The sequence below is a fragment of the Arthrobacter sp. UYEF21 genome, from assembly GCF_040546085.1.
GTDB lineage: Bacteria > Actinomycetota > Actinomycetes > Actinomycetales > Micrococcaceae > Arthrobacter.
Genome location: NZ_JBEPNF010000009.1, coordinates 82,958 through 101,698, shown reverse-complemented (window position 1 = coordinate 101,698; position 18,741 = coordinate 82,958). Strand labels below are relative to the sequence as shown.

Annotated in this window: 18 protein-coding genes and 1 tRNA gene; 8 read left to right on the top strand and 11 right to left on the bottom strand. The window is 64.3% G+C overall.

Annotation, left to right across the window (positions count from 1 at the left end):
• Positions 1–35 precede the first annotated feature (35 nt).
• Positions 36–1,451, bottom strand: coding sequence for a glucose-1-phosphate adenylyltransferase (gene glgC, locus ABIB27_RS11220; protein ID WP_354216333.1), 1,416 nt, complete (start codon positions 1,449–1,451; stop codon positions 36–38).
• Positions 1,452–1,552: 101 nt separating this feature from the next.
• On the opposite strand from glgC, the gene glgA reads away from it, so the two are divergent.
• A complete protein-coding gene (gene glgA / locus ABIB27_RS11215; RefSeq protein WP_354216332.1) occupies positions 1,553–2,749 on the top strand; it encodes a glycogen synthase in 1,197 nt (398 codons plus the stop codon).
• A 174-nt stretch (positions 2,750–2,923) separates the two neighbouring features.
• Here the strand turns inward: glgA and ABIB27_RS11210 are convergent, their stop codons facing one another.
• Complete coding sequence (locus tag ABIB27_RS11210) at positions 2,924–5,083, bottom strand: acyl-CoA dehydrogenase family protein (protein WP_502909181.1); 2,160 nt, start codon at positions 5,081–5,083, stop codon at positions 2,924–2,926.
• Between the two features lies 1 nt (position 5,084).
• Positions 5,085–5,792: a TetR/AcrR family transcriptional regulator gene (locus tag ABIB27_RS11205; protein ID WP_502909180.1), complete on the bottom strand. Its 708-nt coding sequence runs from the start codon at positions 5,790–5,792 to the stop codon at positions 5,085–5,087.
• 61 nt (positions 5,793–5,853) lie between these two features.
• On the opposite strand from ABIB27_RS11205, the gene ABIB27_RS11200 reads away from it, so the two are divergent.
• Genes ABIB27_RS11200 through ABIB27_RS11190 form a run of 3 tightly spaced genes read left to right on the top strand, consistent with a single transcriptional unit; the run spans position 5,854 to position 9,479 of the window.
• Positions 5,854–7,221, top strand: coding sequence for an acetyl-CoA C-acetyltransferase (locus tag ABIB27_RS11200; RefSeq protein WP_354216330.1), 1,368 nt, complete (start codon positions 5,854–5,856; stop codon positions 7,219–7,221).
• Positions 7,222–7,230: 9 nt separating this feature from the next.
• Positions 7,231–8,571: a 3-oxoacyl-ACP reductase gene (locus tag ABIB27_RS11195; RefSeq protein WP_354216329.1), complete on the top strand. Its 1,341-nt coding sequence runs from the start codon at positions 7,231–7,233 to the stop codon at positions 8,569–8,571.
• Positions 8,568–9,479: a MaoC family dehydratase gene (locus ABIB27_RS11190; protein ID WP_354216328.1), complete on the top strand. Its 912-nt coding sequence runs from the start codon at positions 8,568–8,570 to the stop codon at positions 9,477–9,479. Before ABIB27_RS11195 ends, ABIB27_RS11190 begins: the two co-directional genes overlap by 4 nt.
• Here ABIB27_RS11190 and ABIB27_RS11185 read toward each other — a convergent pair.
• The 4 genes from ABIB27_RS11185 to ABIB27_RS11170 form a co-directional block, all read right to left on the bottom strand.
• Positions 9,476–10,540 carry an FUSC family protein gene (locus tag ABIB27_RS11185; RefSeq protein ID WP_354216327.1) on the bottom strand — a complete coding sequence of 355 codons (1,065 nt, stop codon included), beginning with the start codon at positions 10,538–10,540 and terminating at the stop codon, positions 9,476–9,478. The genes ABIB27_RS11190 and ABIB27_RS11185 overlap by 4 nt on opposite strands.
• Positions 10,541–10,793: 253 nt before the next feature.
• A complete protein-coding gene (locus ABIB27_RS11180; protein ID WP_354253886.1) occupies positions 10,794–10,958 on the bottom strand; it encodes a hypothetical protein in 165 nt (54 codons plus the stop codon).
• A 392-nt stretch (positions 10,959–11,350) separates the two neighbouring features.
• On the bottom strand, positions 11,351–12,490 hold the full coding sequence (locus ABIB27_RS11175; protein ID WP_354216325.1) for a glutathione S-transferase family protein: 1,140 nt from the start codon (positions 12,488–12,490) through the stop codon (positions 11,351–11,353).
• Between the two features lie 10 nt (positions 12,491–12,500).
• Complete coding sequence (locus ABIB27_RS11170) at positions 12,501–13,244, bottom strand: M50 family metallopeptidase (RefSeq protein ID WP_354216324.1); 744 nt, start codon at positions 13,242–13,244, stop codon at positions 12,501–12,503.
• Between the two features lie 110 nt (positions 13,245–13,354).
• Between ABIB27_RS11170 and ABIB27_RS11165 the strand changes: the two genes are divergently transcribed.
• Positions 13,355–13,819 carry a GatB/YqeY domain-containing protein gene (locus tag ABIB27_RS11165; protein ID WP_354216323.1) on the top strand — a complete coding sequence of 155 codons (465 nt, stop codon included), beginning with the start codon at positions 13,355–13,357 and terminating at the stop codon, positions 13,817–13,819.
• Positions 13,820–13,978: 159 nt separating this feature from the next.
• Here the strand turns inward: ABIB27_RS11165 and ABIB27_RS11160 are convergent, their stop codons facing one another.
• On the bottom strand, positions 13,979–14,281 hold the full coding sequence (locus tag ABIB27_RS11160) for a DUF4193 domain-containing protein (protein ID WP_056339942.1): 303 nt from the start codon (positions 14,279–14,281) through the stop codon (positions 13,979–13,981).
• A gap of 158 nt (positions 14,282–14,439) precedes the next feature.
• Positions 14,440–14,522, bottom strand: a tRNA-Leu gene (locus tag ABIB27_RS11155).
• A gap of 172 nt (positions 14,523–14,694) precedes the next feature.
• Between ABIB27_RS11155 and ABIB27_RS11150 the strand changes: the two genes are divergently transcribed.
• Together ABIB27_RS11150 and ABIB27_RS11145 are read left to right on the top strand one after the other, a co-directional pair.
• Positions 14,695–15,999: a M20/M25/M40 family metallo-hydrolase gene (locus ABIB27_RS11150; RefSeq protein ID WP_354216322.1), complete on the top strand. Its 1,305-nt coding sequence runs from the start codon at positions 14,695–14,697 to the stop codon at positions 15,997–15,999.
• A gap of 12 nt (positions 16,000–16,011) precedes the next feature.
• On the top strand, positions 16,012–17,172 hold the full coding sequence (locus ABIB27_RS11145) for an acyl-CoA dehydrogenase family protein (protein ID WP_354253887.1): 1,161 nt from the start codon (positions 16,012–16,014) through the stop codon (positions 17,170–17,172).
• A 23-nt stretch (positions 17,173–17,195) separates the two neighbouring features.
• On the opposite strand, the gene ABIB27_RS11140 is transcribed toward ABIB27_RS11145, so the two are convergent.
• A complete protein-coding gene (locus ABIB27_RS11140; RefSeq protein ID WP_354216320.1) occupies positions 17,196–17,429 on the bottom strand; it encodes a DUF5703 family protein in 234 nt (77 codons plus the stop codon).
• A gap of 39 nt (positions 17,430–17,468) precedes the next feature.
• Here ABIB27_RS11140 and ABIB27_RS11135 point away from each other — a divergent pair, with 39 nt between their 5' ends.
• Positions 17,469–17,735, top strand: a complete 267-nt coding sequence (locus tag ABIB27_RS11135) for a hypothetical protein (RefSeq protein WP_354216319.1) — start codon at positions 17,469–17,471, stop codon at positions 17,733–17,735.
• Between the two features lie 30 nt (positions 17,736–17,765).
• Here ABIB27_RS11135 and ABIB27_RS11130 read toward each other — a convergent pair whose 3' ends face one another.
• Positions 17,766–18,701 (bottom strand): aldo/keto reductase, encoded by a 936-nt coding sequence (locus ABIB27_RS11130; RefSeq protein WP_354216318.1) that lies wholly within the window; start codon positions 18,699–18,701, stop codon positions 17,766–17,768.
• Positions 18,702–18,741 lie beyond the last annotated feature (40 nt).

Below are 18,741 nucleotides of genomic sequence, written 5' to 3'. Positions count from 1 at the left end.
GGCCCGGGCCGACGGCACCGGGCTCCCGCCGGACACTACGCTTTGCTGGACTGTGAGTCCGGTACTGTGACGCCGACGGCGGCGGCGTGGACTTCAACGACCCTGTCCATCGACTCCCTCAACTCGGGCCACGATTCCGTGGCGGCCCGCACGGCTTCCGGCACCATGACCAGGTTGTTAGCCGACAGGGCCCGCTCAGCCTCGTCCGGTTCGGGAACGACCTGCCCCTTGGACAGGACCGTGATGCCTGAGTCCGTAACCTTGAAGCCGCGGGCCCGGTCAAGGTCGTGATCGAGCCCGATCGCCGCGCCGGCCGGGACCTTCACGTTCTTGTCAATGATGGCCCGCTTGACAACGGCTCCCGCACCTATGTTCACCTTGTCCATCAGCACGGAGTCGAGCACGCGGCTGGACCTGTCGACAAAGACGTCGTTGGACAGCACGGAGCCTTCAACGATGCCCCCTGAGATCACAGTTCCGCTCGCAACGATCGAATCCAGCGCCGAGCCGACGGTGCCGCCCTCGCCGCGGACGAACTTGGCGGGCGGCGAGACACTCTGCCGCGTGTAGATGGGCCACTCAGAGTTGTACAGATTGAAGATCGGCACGGGCGAGATGAGGTCCATGTGTGCGTCGTAGAACGAATCGATGGTGCCGACGTCACGCCAGTACGTGCGGTCGCGGTCGGTGGAGCCGGGGATGTCGTTAAGGGTGAAGTCGTAGACGCCGGCCTCGCCCTGGCTGACGAAGTACGGGATGATGTCCCCGCCCATGTCGTGTTTGGTGTCCAGCCGTTCCGCGTCAACGTGCAGTGCCTCCACCAGGGCGTCGGCGTTGAAGACGTAGTTGCCCATGGAGGCCAGGAACTGGGTGGGGTCTGCAGCAAGGCCGGGGGTGGAGGCGGGCTTCTCCACAAACGCGGAAATCTTCTGCGGATCCGCCTTGTCCACTTCGATCACACCGAACTGGTCGGCCATGTTCAGGGGCTGGCGCACTGCAGCTACGGTGGCTTTCGCTCCACTGAGCACGTGCTGCTCCACCATCTGGGCGAAGTCCATGCGGTAGACATGGTCCGCGCCAACAACGACGACAATGTCGGGGTTGGCGTCGTGGATCAGGTTCAGGGACTGGTAAATGGCGTTTGCGCTGCCCAGGAACCAGCTCTTGCCGACACGCTGCTGGGCGGGGACGGACGCTACATAGTTACCCAGATGGTTGGACATCCGCCACGTTTCGGATATGTGGCGGTCGAGGCTGTGGGATTTGTATTGCGTGAGCACCACGATCTGCAAATACCGTGAATTCACCAGGTTGGACAACGCAAAATCGATCAGGCGGTAGCCGCCCGCGAAAGGCACGGCTGGTTTGGCCCGGTCTGCCGTCAATGGCATGAGCCGGTTCCCCTCGCCGCCTGCAAGGACAATGGCCAGGACTTTTTTGTTTAACGGCATATTGGTCGCTCCTGTACGCCTTCGTAACTCCCCAAACAGTCCGGCTTGCCCGGACTCCTTCACACTAGAACAGATGCTGCGGAACGACTACCTTGGGTAACGTGCGAATAGATATTGTGACTAAAGAATTCCCGCCGGAGATTTATGGTGGCGCCGGAGTCCACGTAGCCGAGTTGAGCAGGGTGCTGAGTAAGCATGTTGACCTGCAGGTCCGTGCTTTTGGGGCGCCCCGCGACGCTGGCTACCACGGTGCCGGGGTGACTTCCTATGCCGTGCCCGAGGACCTGGGTTCGGCCAACGCGGCCGTCCAGACCCTGGGGGTTGATCTGCGGATCGTGCCTGACATCGAGGGGGCCGATCTTGTTCACTCCCATACCTGGTACGCGAACATGGCGGGGCATCTGGCGTCACTGCTGCACGGCATCCCGCACGTTCTCAGCGCGCACAGCCTGGAACCCCTGCGGCCCTGGAAAGCCGAGCAGCTCGGCGGCGGCTACGCGCTCTCCTCCTGGGTGGAAAAGACTTCCTATGAAGCAGCCGCGGCCATCATCGCAGTCTCGGAAGGTATGCGCCAGGACATTTTGCGCAGCTACCCCGATGTTGACCCTGCCAAGGTCAGGGTGGTCCACAACGGCATCGATGTTCAACTGTGGCAGCGCGATGAAGGCGAAGATGCAGTGCGGGCGCTCGGCATCGACCCCCAGAAACCAAGCGTGGTCTTCGTGGGCCGGAACACGCGCCAGAAGGGCGTTCCGTACCTGCTTCGCGCGGCCGCCAAGCTGCCAGCCGATGTCCAGGTTGTCCTGTGCCTGGGCGCCGCGGACACTCCTGAACTCGCCGCCGAAACGGCCCGCCTCATCGAGGAGCTGCAGCGCCAGCGTACCGGCGTCATCCTCATCGAGCGAATGCTTCCGCGCCATGAACTTGTCCAGGTCCTGAGCCACGCAACCGCTTTCGCGTGCCCGTCGATCTATGAGCCGCTCGGCATCGTGAACCTCGAAGCCATGGCCTGCGGCGCGGCCGTTGTGGCCAGTGCCACCGGTGGTATTCCGGAGGTGGTCAGGCACGGTGAGACTGGCCTGTTGGTTGATCTCGAGCAGGTCACCGACGGGACGGGAACTCCGCTGGACCCGGAGAAGTTCGTGACCGAGTTTGCCGCGGCCCTGACTGAGGTTGTGTCCGATCCTGAGCGGGCGCGTGCCATGGGGCAGGCGGGCCGCCGCCGTGCGGAGGAGCATTTCTCCTGGGAGTCCATTACGGAGACCACCCTTGAGGTCTACCGCTCGGTGCTTTCCTGACGCCACGTCGGTCAGTGACTAAACATTCAGCAACGCACGACGGCGCCGCTCCCCACATCAGGGGAGCGGCGCCGTCGTCGTTATTTCCCCGAGTTTTTGTCCAGATACCGCGACTTCCGCACCCGAAAAGCCGTGATATCTGGACACAAACTGCGGTGTCCGCGGGGCCGGCGGCTAGGCGTGACGGGTTTGTGCGGCGGCAGCCGCGTGCGCCAGCAGCACCTTTTCGTCGACCGGAGCGTTGCCTCTGGCCCGCTGTGCCCTGACGTAGGCACGGGCTTCGTCCTGCCGCGTCTTTTCGGCGCCGGTGGCGATCGCGGCCCGCACATGCTCATCGCCGTACCCGAAGGCGTCAACGAGGTCCAGGGCGTGGGGCCGGATCTTGACCAGGAGCCGGTCGATGTAGTCACCCACGGTACGCGCCCTCTGCATGGAGAGCCGGCCATTCATGAGGTACCAGGCGAGGTTCTTTTCAATCAGCGACAGGCCGAAGAGGTCGCGGAGCCAGGTCAACACCACTTTCGTACCGCGGTCGGTGACCTCACCCAGAGCCTCCGTGAACGCCTCCCACTGCAGGAGTTCCGCGTGCGCCTGGGCAGCGTCGATCAGCTCGTTCTGGTGCTGGTTGAACAGGGCGGCGCCTTTTTCGAAGGGAAGCCTGTTGGCGCCCTTCAAAGCTGCCCCGACGTCCGCCACCATGGTCTGGACGCGGTCGGTAAGGAGGGCGCGCTGGCCCTCCTCGTCGCGGAGCGCAATAGCTGCCTTTTGGACGGAGCCTGTGTCGGCCACAAACTGGGCCACCTGCCGCAGGCCGGTGCGGTGGATCGCCACGCCTGTTGCCTGGGTCACCACGTAACGGGCCAGCACCCCGAAATCGACGTTCCTGAACTCTTTGGCGTAGTCGGCCAGGAGCCGCTTGGCCACGAGCTGGAGCAGTACGGTGTTATCGCCTTCGAACGTGACGTAGACATCCAGGTCTGCACGCAGGGAGGCGAAGCGGTTTTCGATCAGGAAGCCGGCGCCACCGCAGGCCTCGCGGCATTCCTGCAGGGTATCCAGGGCATGCCAGGTGCTGAGCGGCTTCAGTGCTGCCGCGAGTGTCTCAAGGTCCTGCCGGTCTTCGTCGGTGTCGTGGGCGCCCGAGAAGACGTCGTCGAACTTCTGGAGCAGCTGCTCGTGGGCGAAGCCCGCAGCGTACGTGGTGGCCAGCCGCGTGAAGAGGCGGAGCTGGTGCCGCTGGTAGTCGAGGAGGACTTCTTCGTCCGTGTGGGAGGACGCATTGAACTGGCGTCGTTCGGTGGCGTAGCGGATGGCGGCGGCCAGGGCGATCTTTGACGCTGCAACGGCCGCTCCATCCAGTGACACGCGGCCCTGGACGAGGGTCCCCAGCATGGTGAAGAAGCGGCGGCCGGGGCTGGCGATCGAGGAGGTGTAGGTGGCATCGGGGGCAACATCGCCATAGCGGTTGAGGAGATTGGTCCGGGGAATGCGTACGTGATCGAAGTGCAGCCGGCCGTTGTCGATCCCGTTAAGGCCACCCTTAACGCCGTCGTCCTCGCCGCCGATGCCGGGCAGCAACTCCTTGGTCCGGGGATCCCGGAGGTCAACGTAGAACGCATGCACGCCGTGGCTGACGCCCTTGGTCACGAGCTGCGCGAAAACCACGGCGCCCAGGCCGTCCGTGGCTGCGTTGCCGATGTAGTCCTTCCACGCTGCCCGGAACGGCGTGTGGATGACAAACTCCTGGGTCTTGACGTCGAACGTCGCGGTGGTGGAAATGCTTGCAACGTCAGAGCCATGGCCGGTCTCGGTCATGGCGAAGCAGCCGGGGATCTCCAGGCTCATGATGCTCGGCAACCACTTGGCATGGTGCTCCTCCGTGCCGAGGTGCATCACCGCTGAGCCGAAGAGGCCCCACTGGACGCCGGCCTTGATTTGCAGGGACGGGTCTGCGGTGACCAGTTCCTCGAACCCGGCCACGTTGCCGCCATGGTCGTCGGCGCCACCGAGTGCCGCCGGGAAGGCCCGGTGTACGGCGTTGTGATCCACGAGGTACTTCAGCTGGCCGAACGTCCGGGTGCGGTGCTCCGTATGCGTCAGGCCCTCGGTCTTATGCAGGGCCGGATCGGCCGACAGGGCGCGCGCGTGCCTGCGGGAGTCAGCCCACTTGCCGAGGAGCTGCTCGCCGAGGGCAGCCACGTCGACGGCGGGCAGCGTGTCCCGCCGCGAGGTGGCCGGGTACATTGCGCCTGCAGTGGTTGCGCTTTGTTTGGTTGCGCCTGATTTGGTGACAGCGGCGTTCTGGCCGCCCGGTCGGTCCACTACTTCGGTCATGTCAATGTCCTTCGTTGGTTCTGACAAGTGTTTCGGAGAGCTCTGGGGCGATTCCCACGCAGAGCCAGGCTGTAATTTGTTGGGCCATTGCTTCCTGGTCCGGCTTGGCCGCGGAATCGGGAGTGCTGAGCCACTGCTCACCGGCATTCCGGACCAGTCCGATGGCAGCTGTGGGCCAGTAGCCGAGCACTGCTAACCGTCCGTTGCCCAGGTGTGTCCGCATCGGAGCCGCGATCATCTCGGCGATGGAATCAAAAAAGTGGCCCAATGCCCCTGAAATCGCCGCTGGCCCTTGGCTGGTCTCCACGTCCACCGGAGTGTAGCGGGTGACGAAGCTGTAGACGTTGGGGCTGGTCTCCGCCATCTGGAGGTAGGCAGAGATCATGGCGAACAGGCCCTCCCTCGGGGTCTGCGCACTCTGGGCCGCTTCGCGGATCTTACGTTGCATCTGGCTGAGGACAACTTCCCCGACAGCGTGCTGCAGGCCGGCCTTATCACCGAAGTAGCGGTAAAAAACTGACTTGGACGTGCCCGCGGCCGCTGCAATCTCCTCCATGGACGCGTCACTCCCCAAGGCGTGGACCGCACGCCGCGCGGACTTGATGAGCTCCCAGCGGCGTTCCTCCCGGTGGGTCTGCCAGCGGGCGGAGCGGCCGTCGGCATTTCCGCCGGTGGCCGGCCTCGGGCGTTCTGGGGGGATGTTGTTCACGATACCCAGCGTATCAGGTACGCTGGGTATCGGTAACTGTCGCAGATCAGAGGAGACACCCATGTCCGTCAACGGACAGTCCGCAACCGGACCCCAGGAATTCGCCGGATCCGCCGTGACTAACGCACTGCGCCCGGTGCGCCAGGCCGTGATCGTCGGCGGCAACAGGATCCCATTTGCCCGTTCCGGTGGGGCCTACACCAAGTCGTCCAACCAGGACATGCTGACTGCTGCGCTGGACGGACTGATTGCCAGGTTCGGCCTCCAGGATGAGCGGATCGGAGAGGTGGCCGCGGGAGCCGTGCTGAAGCACTCACGGGACTTCAACCTGACCCGCGAGGCAGTGCTGGGTTCAGCGTTATCGGCGGAGACTCCCGCCTACGACCTCCAGCAGGCGTGCGCCACCGGCCTGGAAGCGGTCCTTGGCCTGGCCAACAAGATCAAGCTGGGCCAGATCGATTCCGCGATCGCCGGCGGTGTGGACTCTGCATCGGATGCCCCCATAGCTGTCAGTGAAGGCCTGCGCGAGGTGCTCCTGGACCTCAATCGCGCCAAGACCCTTCCGCAAAGGCTCCAGGTTCTCAGCCGGCTGCGGCCCAAGGATCTTGCCCCTGACGCGCCTAGTACCGGTGAACCACGGACCGGCCTGTCCATGGGGGAGCACCAGGCGCTCACAACTGCGCAATGGAACGTTTCGCGTGAGGCTCAGGATGAGTTGGCGTTCAACAGCCACCGCAACCTGGCCGCAGCTTACGATGCAGGCTTCTTCGACGACCTCCTGACCCCGTACCGGGGGCTCGCCAAGGACTCGAACCTGAGGCCGGACACCACACTGGAGAAGCTTGCAACCCTCAAACCCGTCTTTGGCAAAAACCTCGGCGCCGAAGCCACCATGACCGCGGGAAACTCCACCCCGCTGACCGATGGGGCGGCCACGGTCTTGCTGGCATCGGCGGACTGGGCCGAAGCACATGACCTGCCCATGCTGGCAACTGTGGTGGATGGTGAAGCCGCTGCTGTGGACTTCGTCCACGGCAAGGACGGATTGCTGATGGCTCCCGCGTTCGCAGTGCCACGGCTCCTGGCCCGCAACGGTCTGACGCTTGACGACTTCGACTTCTTTGAGATCCATGAAGCTTTCGCCGGGACTGTCCTCAGCACGTTGGCTGCATGGGAAGACGAGGAATTCGGCCGCACCCGACTGGGACTCGACGGCGCCTTCGGCAGCGTCGACCGCACCAGGCTGAACGTCAACGGCTCGTCCCTGGCAGCGGGCCATCCGTTCGCTGCCACCGGCGGGCGCATCGTCGCCTCGCTCGCCAAGATGCTACAGGCCAAGGGCGCAGTGGACGGCAGGCCAGCACGCGGCCTCATTTCCATTTGCGCTGCCGGCGGCCAGGGCGTCGTCGCCATTCTCGAAGCAGCGTAGGAGCACCGGATGACAGACACATACACCCGCCTGGTCAGCCAGGGCCCGGGCAAGGACCTCGCCAAGCGGCTGGGCCTTCCACAGCCGGCGGTGTTGCGTCGCTACACGCCGGGCCAGGCCCTGGTCAGCGGCCCCGTCCTGGTGCAGGGAAGTACGGCCGGCGCGGACGAACTGGCCGCCACACTGCTTTCGTGGAACCTTGATGTGCGCCGGCACGCTGTACCCCGCGAAAAGCTCGGAGCCATCATTGTGGTGCTGGACGGCCTGACAACCCCGGATGACCTTGAAAAGCCTGTGCTCTCCGCGGCGTCCTCGCTGCGGGATCTCGGCCCGAGCGCCCGGTTCGTCACCATCTCCCGGCCAGCGGCAGAAGCGGGCAGTCCAGCCGTGGCGGCGGCACGGCAAGGTGTGGACGGCTTCGTGCGGTCCCTGGCCAAGGAGCTCCGGGCGGGCGCGACGGCAAACGGCATCCTCCTGGCCGAAGCTGTCGGGACCACAGGTCCGAGTGCCCTGGCGGCGCTGCGCTTCTTCCTCTCTGGCCGGTCGGCATTCGTTGACGGCCAGTTCCTGACGGTCAGCACAGCGGAGGGCGCACTGCCTGATAATGCCGAGAAGCCGCTGGCGGGCAAGGTTGCCGTGGTCACCGGCGCCGCCCGAGGCATCGGCGCGGCCATTGCCCGGACCCTCCACCGGGACGGGGCCACGCTGGTGCTTGTTGACATCCCGGCGGCAGGGGACCTCCTGGCCGCAGTGGCCAACGACGTTCACGGGACGGCCCTGCAACTGGACATCAGCCGCGAGGATGCAGGCCAGCGCATCCTTGAGCACGCGGTACGGCGGCATGGGCACCTGGATATCGTGATTCACAACGCCGGCATCACCAGGGACAAGCTCCTGGCCAACATGGACCACGCGCGCTGGAACTCGGTGCTCAACATCAACATTGCCGCACAGCTCAGGATCAACGACGCCCTGCTCGCCTCGGACCACTTCCGCGATTCACCCAAGATCGTCTCGGTCGCTTCCACCAGCGGAATTGCGGGCAACCGGGGCCAAACGAATTACGCCGCCTCCAAGGGCGGGGTTATGGGGATGGTCCGTGCCACGGCTCCCCTGATGGCCGTCCGGGGCGGGACAGTCAACGCGGTGGCGCCCGGCTTCATTGAAACTGACATGACGGCGCGGATCCCCTTTGCCGTCCGGGAAGTGGGCCGGCGGCTGAACGCGCTGCAGCAAGGCGGCCTGCCGTCCGACGTGGCCGAGGCCATCGCTTTCCTCGCCAGCGATGCCGCGGGCGGTATCAACGGGGACATCCTGCGCGTCTGCGGACAGAACCTGGTGGGAGCATGAGTGCCGCGCAACCGGTCATCCTGGGCGAAATGCCCTCGCTCTCAAAGCTTTACGTCAATGCCGCCGCACAGGCGGCGCGACGCCGGGTGTTGGGGACCCACCATGGCTCAACCCTGCCGGCCACCGGGCACGAAGTGCGCAGCGTCGGGGCCGACGTTGGCAATCTCACCGCCTACCAGCACCTGATCGGCCTGACGGCCAGGGACACCCTCCCCGCCGGATATCTCCACGCGCTCGCCTTCCCCCTTGCCATGAGCGTCATGAACCGTGACGATTTTCCGTTGCCGCTGTTGGGCATGATCCACCTGAACAACTATGTTGAGCAACGTTTCCCGGTATTGTTCACGGAGTTCCTCGACATTGAGGCCCGGGTGGAGAACCTCCGCGGGCACCGGGCGGGGACCCAACTGGACGTCGTCGCCGAGATCCGTGGCGCGGGGACACCGGACATCCGCTGGATAGGCCGGTCCACGTATCTCGCCAAGGGCGTGTTCCTTCCGGGCATAGACAAACCATCACCCAACACCGGACAGCCCCACTTCACGCCGCCGGACCCGACGGCGGTCTGGAACCTGGGGGTCGACACGGGACGCGCGTACGCCGCCGTGTCCGGTGACTTCAACCCAATCCACCTGAGTGTCCTGTCGGCCAAAGCACTGGGGATGCGTCGCTCCATCTCCCACGGGATGTACCTCGCGTCCAGGGCACTCGCGGACGTGGGGCCCGTGAAGGGCGAAACCTTCACCTGGGCCGTGACGTTCGAGGCACCGGTGTTCCTGCCGGGCCGGGTTGCATTGGAGATCACTACTGACCAGGCGCCGGGGGGAGGCTGGCAGCGGTCGGAGTACGTCGCATGGAATCCCAGCTCCGGCCGCAAGCACTTCAGTGGCTCTGTGGCACCACTCTAGGACGCCGGGCGGACGGCCCGGAGGATGCGGTGGAGGCTCAGGACGATGGACTCGGACGCCGTCACGGCAGCATCGGCACGGTCCCGATGTTCCCCGGCCATACAGGCGTCCACGGCTGACTTCGCCGCCGCGAACAGCCGCCGCTGCTCGGCCTCGTTCTCCCCATGGAACGAGGCCAGCAGCTCCCCGGCAGCGTTCAGGGCGGCGGCCAGCGGCGCGCTGTCCTGGAACGGAACCGTGTACGGTGCGTCATCGGCCCAGATGACGTCGGAGAGCACTTCGGTCATATCCTGGATGTGGAAGGTCACCCGCTCAAGCTCGCGCAGGTTGCGGTAGTCAAGATCCACATCCCGCGGATGGAACCGCCTGCGCGGATTGGCCCGCCGGCTTGCGTCGGCTTCCTGGACGAGGTGGCGGACGGTCCGAGCGGCTTCTGACAGCTCATTCGAGCGGCTGGACCAGTCCTCATGCTCGGGAGGCCACGTTTCCGTCAGGGCTGCTCCCATATCGGTCAACTGCCTGCCCAGTGCCAGGCGGAGTTCGCTCAGGCTTGTTGCTGCCGCCTCGAAGTGAAGGGGCGGGAAGACCAGGAAGTTGACGGCGATACCGACTGCGACGCCGGCTCCCATCTGGAGCAGGTAGCCAAAAGAAAAGTCGTCCGGGTTACTTCCGCCCACCAGCAGGACCAGCAGCGCCGCCGTCGGAATCCAGTCACTGCCGGAACCGATCCGGGGGAGTCCGCCAAGCAGGACCCCTATCCCCATGAATATCGCGACGGCGATCGGCGAGGGATCACTGATACTGACGAGCACAAAGGCGAGGCCAATGCCCAAGGCGAGGCCCACCAGCGTCTGGAGTCCCTGCCGGACCGATCCCGCAACGTTGCGGTACATCGCCACCAAGGCGCCCAGTGGCGCGTAGTACGGATAGTCTGCAGCAGAACCTGGCATAAGGGGCGCGACGGCGAACGCCAGTCCCGCAGCAAGGGCCGCTTTCGCCGCCAGCAGCAGGCGCTGGAGCGTGAAGGCCGCGGAGACATCGGCCACGGCACTTCTCAGCATTCGGGCCGCCTTCGCGCGAGGGGGCTCCGGCTGCGTGTGAGTATCACCCATCCGCTTACGTTAGGTGCCGCCGTCCGCTACGACAAGGCGGCCGAGGCCACCGCCGGCGCTCATGCCCGCAGCCCGCACGGACCGGTGGTTGGGCAGTTCCATGACGGAACCCACCGCGGCGTTCGCGTTGAGCCCCTCTCCTCAGCGGATCCAGCCACGGTTGCCCGGAGTCGACGTTGGACAGAACGTCCCGGTAATGGGACTACTGCTCCGCCGGCAGGCCCAGGAAGAAGTCGTCACCGTAAGCCGTGCGCACACGATGGTCAAAGAGGCTCTGCAGGGTGGTTCCCGTGACCCGCCGGCAGAGTTCCGCCATGACAATTCTGATGGTGAGGGGTGGTACCCGAAGCAGCTGCCGGAACGCCACAACGGCCGGGCCTTGGCCAACCGTGTGTCTGCTTCGGGTGTGGTGAATTCGTCGTAGGCGAATCTGCCCTCAATACCTATCGGGCCGCCCTGGTGGGACAACGCTTCGCGGACGAGGAGCCGGTCCTAGCCGTGGACAGCGAATTTGGGCCAATAGTGCGCCCCCGTCCGGTCAAGGTCCAGCAGGCCCTCCTGGACGAGCAGGGCGATGACCAGGGCCGCGGGCCCCCTTGGATACCGAGTACGCGCCCGTGATGGATTCGGCCGTCATGTGGGAGCCGCCGTGCAGGTCCACTACTTTCACACCGTGCCGGTAGGCTGCCACCTGCGCGCTGTACGCCGGATCGTCTGCCAGGAAGTCTTCGAACAGATCCAGGACTGACTCATAGCCTGTCAAAAAGCGCTTTCCGATGCGGCCATTGCGCCGTGGCCCGGAGTGACTTCTTCGCCGGCCCGCACAGGTCCCGGGGGTGTGCCATCACCAAACGGCCTGCCACCAAGCGATTCCCTCCCGTGGGGCTCCAGCCACCCGGACAGGTCCGGACCCTGCGGTACAATCCGGGTGGGGTTGATGTCCTCATGGACGATGTAATAGTGCTGCTTGATTTGGACAAAATCGATAGTGTCGCCAAATCCTGGAGTTTGGAAAAGGTCCCGTGCGTAGCCCCAGAGAGCGGGCATCTCGCTGAGTTTCTGCCGGTTGCATTTGAAATGGGCGTGATAGACGGCGTCGAAGCGGGCGAGGGTGGTGAACAGCCGGACATCGGCCTCGGTAATGGTCTCACCTACGAGGTACCGCTGGCCGGTGAGGCGTTCCTCGAGCCAGTCCAAGGCCGTCCACAGCCGCGTGTAAGCGGTGTTGTACGCGGCCTGGGAGCCTGCAAACCCGCAGCGGTAGACGCCGTTGTTGACCTCGGTGAAGACGCGCTTGTTGACGGCGTCAATTTCCGTTCGGAGGTGTTCCGGATACAGATCCGGGGCCCCCGGCCGGTGGAACTGAGCCCATTCCGTGCCAAAGTCCAGCGTGATCTGGGGGAAGTTGTTGGTCACTACCGCGCCGCTGGCCACCTCCACGATGGCCGGTACTGTGATGCCGCGGGGATAATCCGGGAACCGCCGGAAGTAGGCGCTCTGGAGCCGCTCAATGCCCAGGACCGGATCAACGCCGCCCTCATCCAGGTCAAAAGTCCACGACCGGACATCGTGAGTGGGCCCCGGCTGGCCGAGGGAGATCGCGTCCTCGAGCCCCAGGAGCCTGCGAACAATCACGGTCCGGTTTGCCCAAGGGCAGGCCCGCGCCGCGATTAGCCGGTAGCGGCCGGCCTCCACGGGCCACCCCGGCTCGCCGTTGTCGCCCGGGCGGCCGTCCCGGGTGATCCGGTCCTCGATGTAGTTGGTGTCCCGGATGAACTCAGCGCCGCCTGTCACATAGGCGCCCTTGGTGCTGTGGGCGTTGCTGTGGTCGGAGCGATCCGGGCTGTTGATGCTCGGTGTGTTGATGGCAGGCCGACGGCCCGCTGATTCCTGGCTCATGCGGACAAGCCTAGGCGACTGCGTCGAGGATTGAAGAGATGGGTTGCCACGCGACCAGCCAGCAGCCGGCAACAATGGCGAGAAACAGCGCAATCCAGATGCCCGACGGAACTGACGTTGAGCGGTACAGAATGTAGGCATCGGAACTGGCCAGCCGGTCCCGGCGCCGCAGGTGGACGTTGGTGAGTTTGGCAAGGTCCCTGACTGCTGCGACCAACAGGGCCACACCCAGGCTGATCGCCACGTGGCCGGTGAGGCCGCTGGGGACAAAAAGGACGAGCAATACGCCGCCGGTGATCGCACCGCCGGTGATAAGGACACCGGCGAAGTTCCGCATAAAGAGCAGCGAAGCTATGAGGATGAGCGTGCCGGTAGCAAGGGCTGCCGGACCCCAGCCACCAAACCCGGCGGTGACCAGGGCGGCTCCCGTCAGGGCTGGAACCGGATAACCCCAGAATCCCGACCACACGGCAGCGAGCCGTCCCCGGCTGTAACTGGTGGTGGTGCCGGAATGGTCCAGCCGGAGCGTGATTCCGCTGAGGCGTTGGCCGCTCATGAGTGCGGCAAAGGCGTGGCCGAGTTCATGGGTTGCGGTGGCGAGGAGCCCAAAGTACTGCCACGTGGCCCGGGGGATGGACAGTGCGGTTGCCATCAAGAAGACCACCGCCAGTTCGACAAGCGTCACGTGGGGGACGGCTGCCATGCTGAAGGCGTCCATGGCCCGCTGCCACAGTTGCTCGGAAAGCAAATTCATTCCCCGCCGGACAGGGAGTAGTTATTGTCAGCCATAGGCCTCTACGGTACTAGAGGGACGGTTCATCATTGTCCTGCCTCCCGCCGGCGCTGAACGAATCGAGGAACACTGTGAGCAGTTTGAAGGAACGTCTGCACGCTGACGTTGTGGCACATATGAAGGAGCGGAATAAGACCGCCCTGATAACGGTGCGCAATGTCCTGGGCGAAATCGAAACCCGGGAAAAGTCGGGGAAAACGCCTATTGAGCTCGATGATGCCCAGGTGACCTCGCTGTTGCAGAAGGAGGCAGCCAAGCGGCGCGAGACGGCAAAGATCTACACGGACGCCGGCGAAGCTCAGCGGGCTGCCGCCGAGATCGCCGAGGCGGAAGTCATTGAGGCGTACCTGCCCCGTGCGCTCACGGCTGCGGAAGTCGAGGCGATCGTTGACGAAACTATTGCCGGGCTGCGGTCCGAAGGCGTGGAACCAGGCCTTCGTCAGTTGGGTGCCGTCATGAAACCTGTCACGGCGCGGATTGCCGGGCGCTTCGACGGCAAGGCGGTCAGCGAGATCGTGCGCAGCCGGCTGGCGTGAATCCGAAGCCCAACCCCGCAGGACTCAACCCTGCCTAACTCAACATTCACTGGCTCAACATCGCGAAACAGGAAAGGCACGCCTACTGTGTGTGGGCGTGCCTTGATCTCCTGCCGGCGGGTAAAGAAACCGGAACAGATAATTCTGCGGTGCTTGGAATCAGCCTTCGCAGTCCGTGCAGTAGCTGTGGCCGTCTTTCTGGCGTGCAATCTGCGAGCGGTGCCGGACCAGGAAACAGGAGTAGCACGTAAACTCGTCCTCGGCCTGGGGGATAACCTGAACGACCAGTTCCTCGGCAACGAACTCGCCGCCGGGGACGCCGGCGCCATCCAGTCCATCGGCTTCATCGAGCTCGAGGACGACGCTGCGGGCGTCCGGTGCATTGGCGGACTGCAGTGCCTCGAGTGAGTTGTCCTGCGACTCCTTGACGTCGGAGCGAAGTTCATCGTAATCGGTTGCCACTTAGGTGTATCTCTTTTCTTTGGTTCGTCTGTCGCGTATGCAACGTACAGCATCCGGCTGCTATTCCCCAATAGGCTGGCAAAAATTTGTCTGTGGCGCCGCGGGCAGATATAGAAAAAACCCCCGAAATCCAAGGATTCCGGGGGTTTTCCCATGTGTGCGCGGAGGGGGACTTGAACCCCCACCCCCTTTCGAGGACTAGCACCTCAAGCTAGCGCGTCTGCCATTCCGCCACCCGCGCAGGTGGTAATTCGGTCAACGGTTCCGCCTTTCAGCGTTTCGCGTTTGTCCGAAGCAGCGAGAAAGACTCTAACACGAAGTTTCCGTAAACATCGAATCGGGGCGGATGGGTAGGCTGAAGGCACACGAAACCGCCCTGGTTTTCCCGCCAGCCCCCTGCCCAAGGAGTTTCCATGTCTGACATCCGTGCCGAGGACGAAGTTGTCCGGATCTGCCAGAACCTTATCCGGATAGACACCTCGAACTACGGTGACGGTTCCGGGCCGGGCGAGCGGGCAGCAGCTGAGTACACGGCGGGGCTGATCGAGGAGGTTGGCCTCGCTGCGGAGATCTTCGAATCTGCTCCCGGCCGGGCCAGCGTCGTTACCCGCATGACAGGCCAGGACCCTTCTGCCAGCGCGTTGGTGGTGCATGGTCATCTGGACGTCGTTCCGGCGCTGCGTGACCAATGGTCCGTGGATCCCTTCGGTGCCGAAGTGAAGGATGGACTCATCTGGGGCCGCGGGGCAGTGGACATGAAGGACATGGATGCCATGATCCTTTCCGTCATGCGGGATTTGGCGAGGTCGGGACGGAAACCCAAGCGCGATATCGTGTTCGCCTTTTTTGCCGACGAGGAGGCCGGCGGTGAGTACGGCGCCCGTTACGCCGTTGACAAGCGGCCGGAGCTTTTCGAGGGCGCCACCGAAGCCATCTCAGAAGTGGGCGGGTTCTCGGCAACCATCGGCGGCCAGCGCACGTACCTCCTGCAGACCGCGGAAAAGGGCATCTCCTGGCTTCGTCTGGTGGCCCACGGCCGGGCAGGACACGGCTCCCAGATCAACACGGACAACGCGGTGACGCGCCTGGCGGCGGCGGTGACCCGGATCGGTGAATACAAGTGGCCCATTGAGCTCACTCCTACAACGCGGCAGTTCCTGGACGGCGTGACCGAACTCACCGGCGTCGAATTCGATCCGGACAACCCGGACCGCCTCCTTGACCAGCTCGGCACGGTAGCCCGCTTTGTTGGGGCTACCCTGCAGAACACCACTAACCCCACGCTGCTGAAAGGCGGCTACAAGCACAACGTCATCCCCGAATCGGCTGAGGCGCTGGTGGACTGCCGCACTCTTCCCGGCCAGCAGGATCACGTCCTGGAAATCGTGCGGGAACTCGCGGGTGCAGGCGTTGATGTGAGCTATGTCCACAACGACGTTTCGCTGGAAGTGCCGTTCGCTGGGAACCTGGTGGACTCCATGATCGATGCTCTGCATTCCGAGGATCCCGGTGCGAAGGTCCTGCCGTACACTCTTTCCGGGGGCACGGACAACAAATCCCTGAGCAGGCTGGGCATCACCGGCTACGGCTTCGCACCCCTCCAGTTGCCTGCGGACCTTGATTTCACCGGAATGTTCCACGGCGTGGATGAAAGAGTCCCCGTGGACTCCCTGAAGTTCGGCGCCCGGGTCCTCAACACTCTCCTCACCAACTACTGAGCCGTGCAGGACATGACACCCGAAGAACTCCTTCCTGACCCGCTGCTCGAGGGCATCCGCAGCCGCGCTGCCCGTTACGACCGGGACAATTCGTTTTTCGCTGAGGACCTTGAAGAGTTGACCGCCGCGGGCTACCTCAGGCTTTTTGTTCCAACGTCCGACGGCGGCCTGGGGCTTGGGCTCGAGGCGGCAGCTCAGTGCCAGCGGAGGCTGGCAACGGCTGCTCCCGCCACCGCCCTGGCCGTCAATATGCACCTGGTCTGGACCGGCGTCGCACAGGTCCTGGCCGCCCGGGGCGATGAATCACTGGACTTCGTCCTGCAGGAAGCAGCCCGCGGCGAGATCTTCTCGTTCGGCAATTCCGAAGCCGGAAACGATTCGGTCCTTTTTGATTCGAAGACGGCGGCCGTCCCGCTGCCAAGCGGCGGTTACAGCTTCACCGGTACCAAGATCTTCACCAGCCTTTCGCCGGCATGGACCAGGCTGGGGATATTCGGCAAGGACGCCCACGCCCGGGCAGGCGACGGCGAGTTGGTGCACGGATTTATCCAGCGGGACGCTGCGGGTTACACCATCCTGGACGACTGGGACACCCTGGGCATGCGGGCCAGCCAGTCCAACACCACGGTCCTTGACGGCGTCGAGGCAGGGCCGGACCGGATTTTCCGAAAGCTGCCGGTGGGGCCCAACGCCGATCCGCTGATCTTCGCTATCTTCGCCTGCTTTGAGTCCTTGCTCGCTGCCGTATACACCGGAATCGGCGAGCGTGCCCTCACCCTTGGAGTGGAGGCGGTGAAACGGCGGACCTCCTTCAAGAACGGCGGCAGAAGCTACGCACAGGATCCGGACATCCGCTGGAAAGTCGCCGAGGCCGCGATGGCCATGGACAGCCTCTACCCCCAGCTGCTGGCCGTTACCCACGACGTCGATGCCCTCACCGACCACGGGTCCCAGTGGTTCCCCAAGCTGGTCGGACTGAAGGTGAATGCCACGGAGACCTCACGCCGCGTAGTGGACCTGGCCATCAGGGTCAGCGGTGGTTCAAGCTACTTCCGAGGCTCTGAACTCGAGCGCCTGTACCGGGACGTCCTGGCCGGCATGTTCCACCCGTCAGATGATGAATCGGCGCACAACACGGTGGCGAACGCCTGGCTGGGGCCGCTGGAGGCCTAGCCGGTCCGCTGGTCTACGCACCCTTATACGGTCCGCTGGACCTGCATGACCCGGCGGCGGAGCCAGAAGCGCCTGGCGCCGCCCAGATACAGCACGCTGCGCTCCAGCTCCCACTTGCCGTACTCGGAATGCTCCACGAGCCGGCGCCTGGCATCAGGCAGTGAATCGTCGGGGCTGACCGTCAGTACGAGGTACTCGTACTGCTTAAGAAAGTCCCGTTCGCGCTGGACCGAGCTGGTGAGAAAATGTTCCTTCATTGCTCTCCATTTTCGTCCTTTTCCGGCTAACGTGAAGTCATGAGCATCGATCCGCGTGTCGCGCTTCAGTCCTTGACAACCGCCTTGGAAGAACACCTTATAGCAGCATCCAACCGGCGCGACGATGGGGATCCCGCCGTCGAAGCCGCTTTTTTTGCCGTTTCAGATGCGTTCGAGGTTTATGAAGACGCGCTCTACGAGGCTTACAGCGAGGTCACGCCCCTTCAGGTCTTTGACGACGAAGAGGACGAGGACGATGACGCCACTATCACCGAAGACGAGGACATCGAAATCCTCGAGGACTGACGCGACCGGACACCAGCACGTTCCACAGCCTTAGGCGGGCTGGGACACATCCTCGAGCGCCCGCGCAATCTCCGGGGGAAGGCGGGTCAACTGGGCAGCGAGGATCTCTTTTGCCTGGAGCGGCGTGCGGGGTCCGACGACGGCGGTGGCCACCCCATGCTGCGCCAGCAGCCAGCTCAGCGACACATCAAGTGGCGTCCGGCCCAGGCCCTTGGCTGCCATCGCCACAGCTTCCACAACACTCGAGGGCTGCTGCTCCAAATACGGCTCCACATAAGGTGCGGAACCAGGACGCGCCGCGCGGGAATCAGCGGGGATACTGCTGCGGTATTTGCCTGTCAGCACGCCCCGGCCCAGGGGTGCCCATGCCATCAGCCCCAGGCCGGCGTCTTCAACGGCCGGGATCAGTTCCGCCTCAGGTGTCCGCTGGAGCAATGAGTACTCGGCCTGGGCAGCGACGAGCTGAAAGCCGGCCACTGCTGCGGCCTTTGCGCTCTGCCAGCCATTGAAATTAGCAATGCCCGCATAACGGGCGCGGCCGCTGCGGAGCGCGAATTCGAGGGCAGACAGCGTTTCATCCAGGGGGACGTTGCCGTCCCATGCCTGGGCAAACCAGACGTCCACATAATCAGTTCCAAGCCTCGCCAGGCTGGCGTCCAGGCTGCTCAGCATCGCGTTTCGCGACGTGTCCACCGTCCGCCGGCCGTCCGACGCCGACGTCCCCGCTTTAGTGGAAATGCAGACTTCGGTGCGGGAGACCACGTCACCCAACAGGGACCCGATCATCGCCTCCGCACGCCCTTCCGAGTAGGAGGCAGCCGTGTCGATGAGTTTTCCGCCGCCGTCGACGAATGTGCGCAACATCTCCGAGGCGTCCTGTTCATCGGTTTCGCCGGCCCAGGACATGGTGCCGAGGGAGAGGGCGGAGACTCGCAATCCACTGTTGCCGACGTAACGCTGCTGCATAGCTGCAAGCTTACGGGGAATCAACAGGGTGCATGACGTA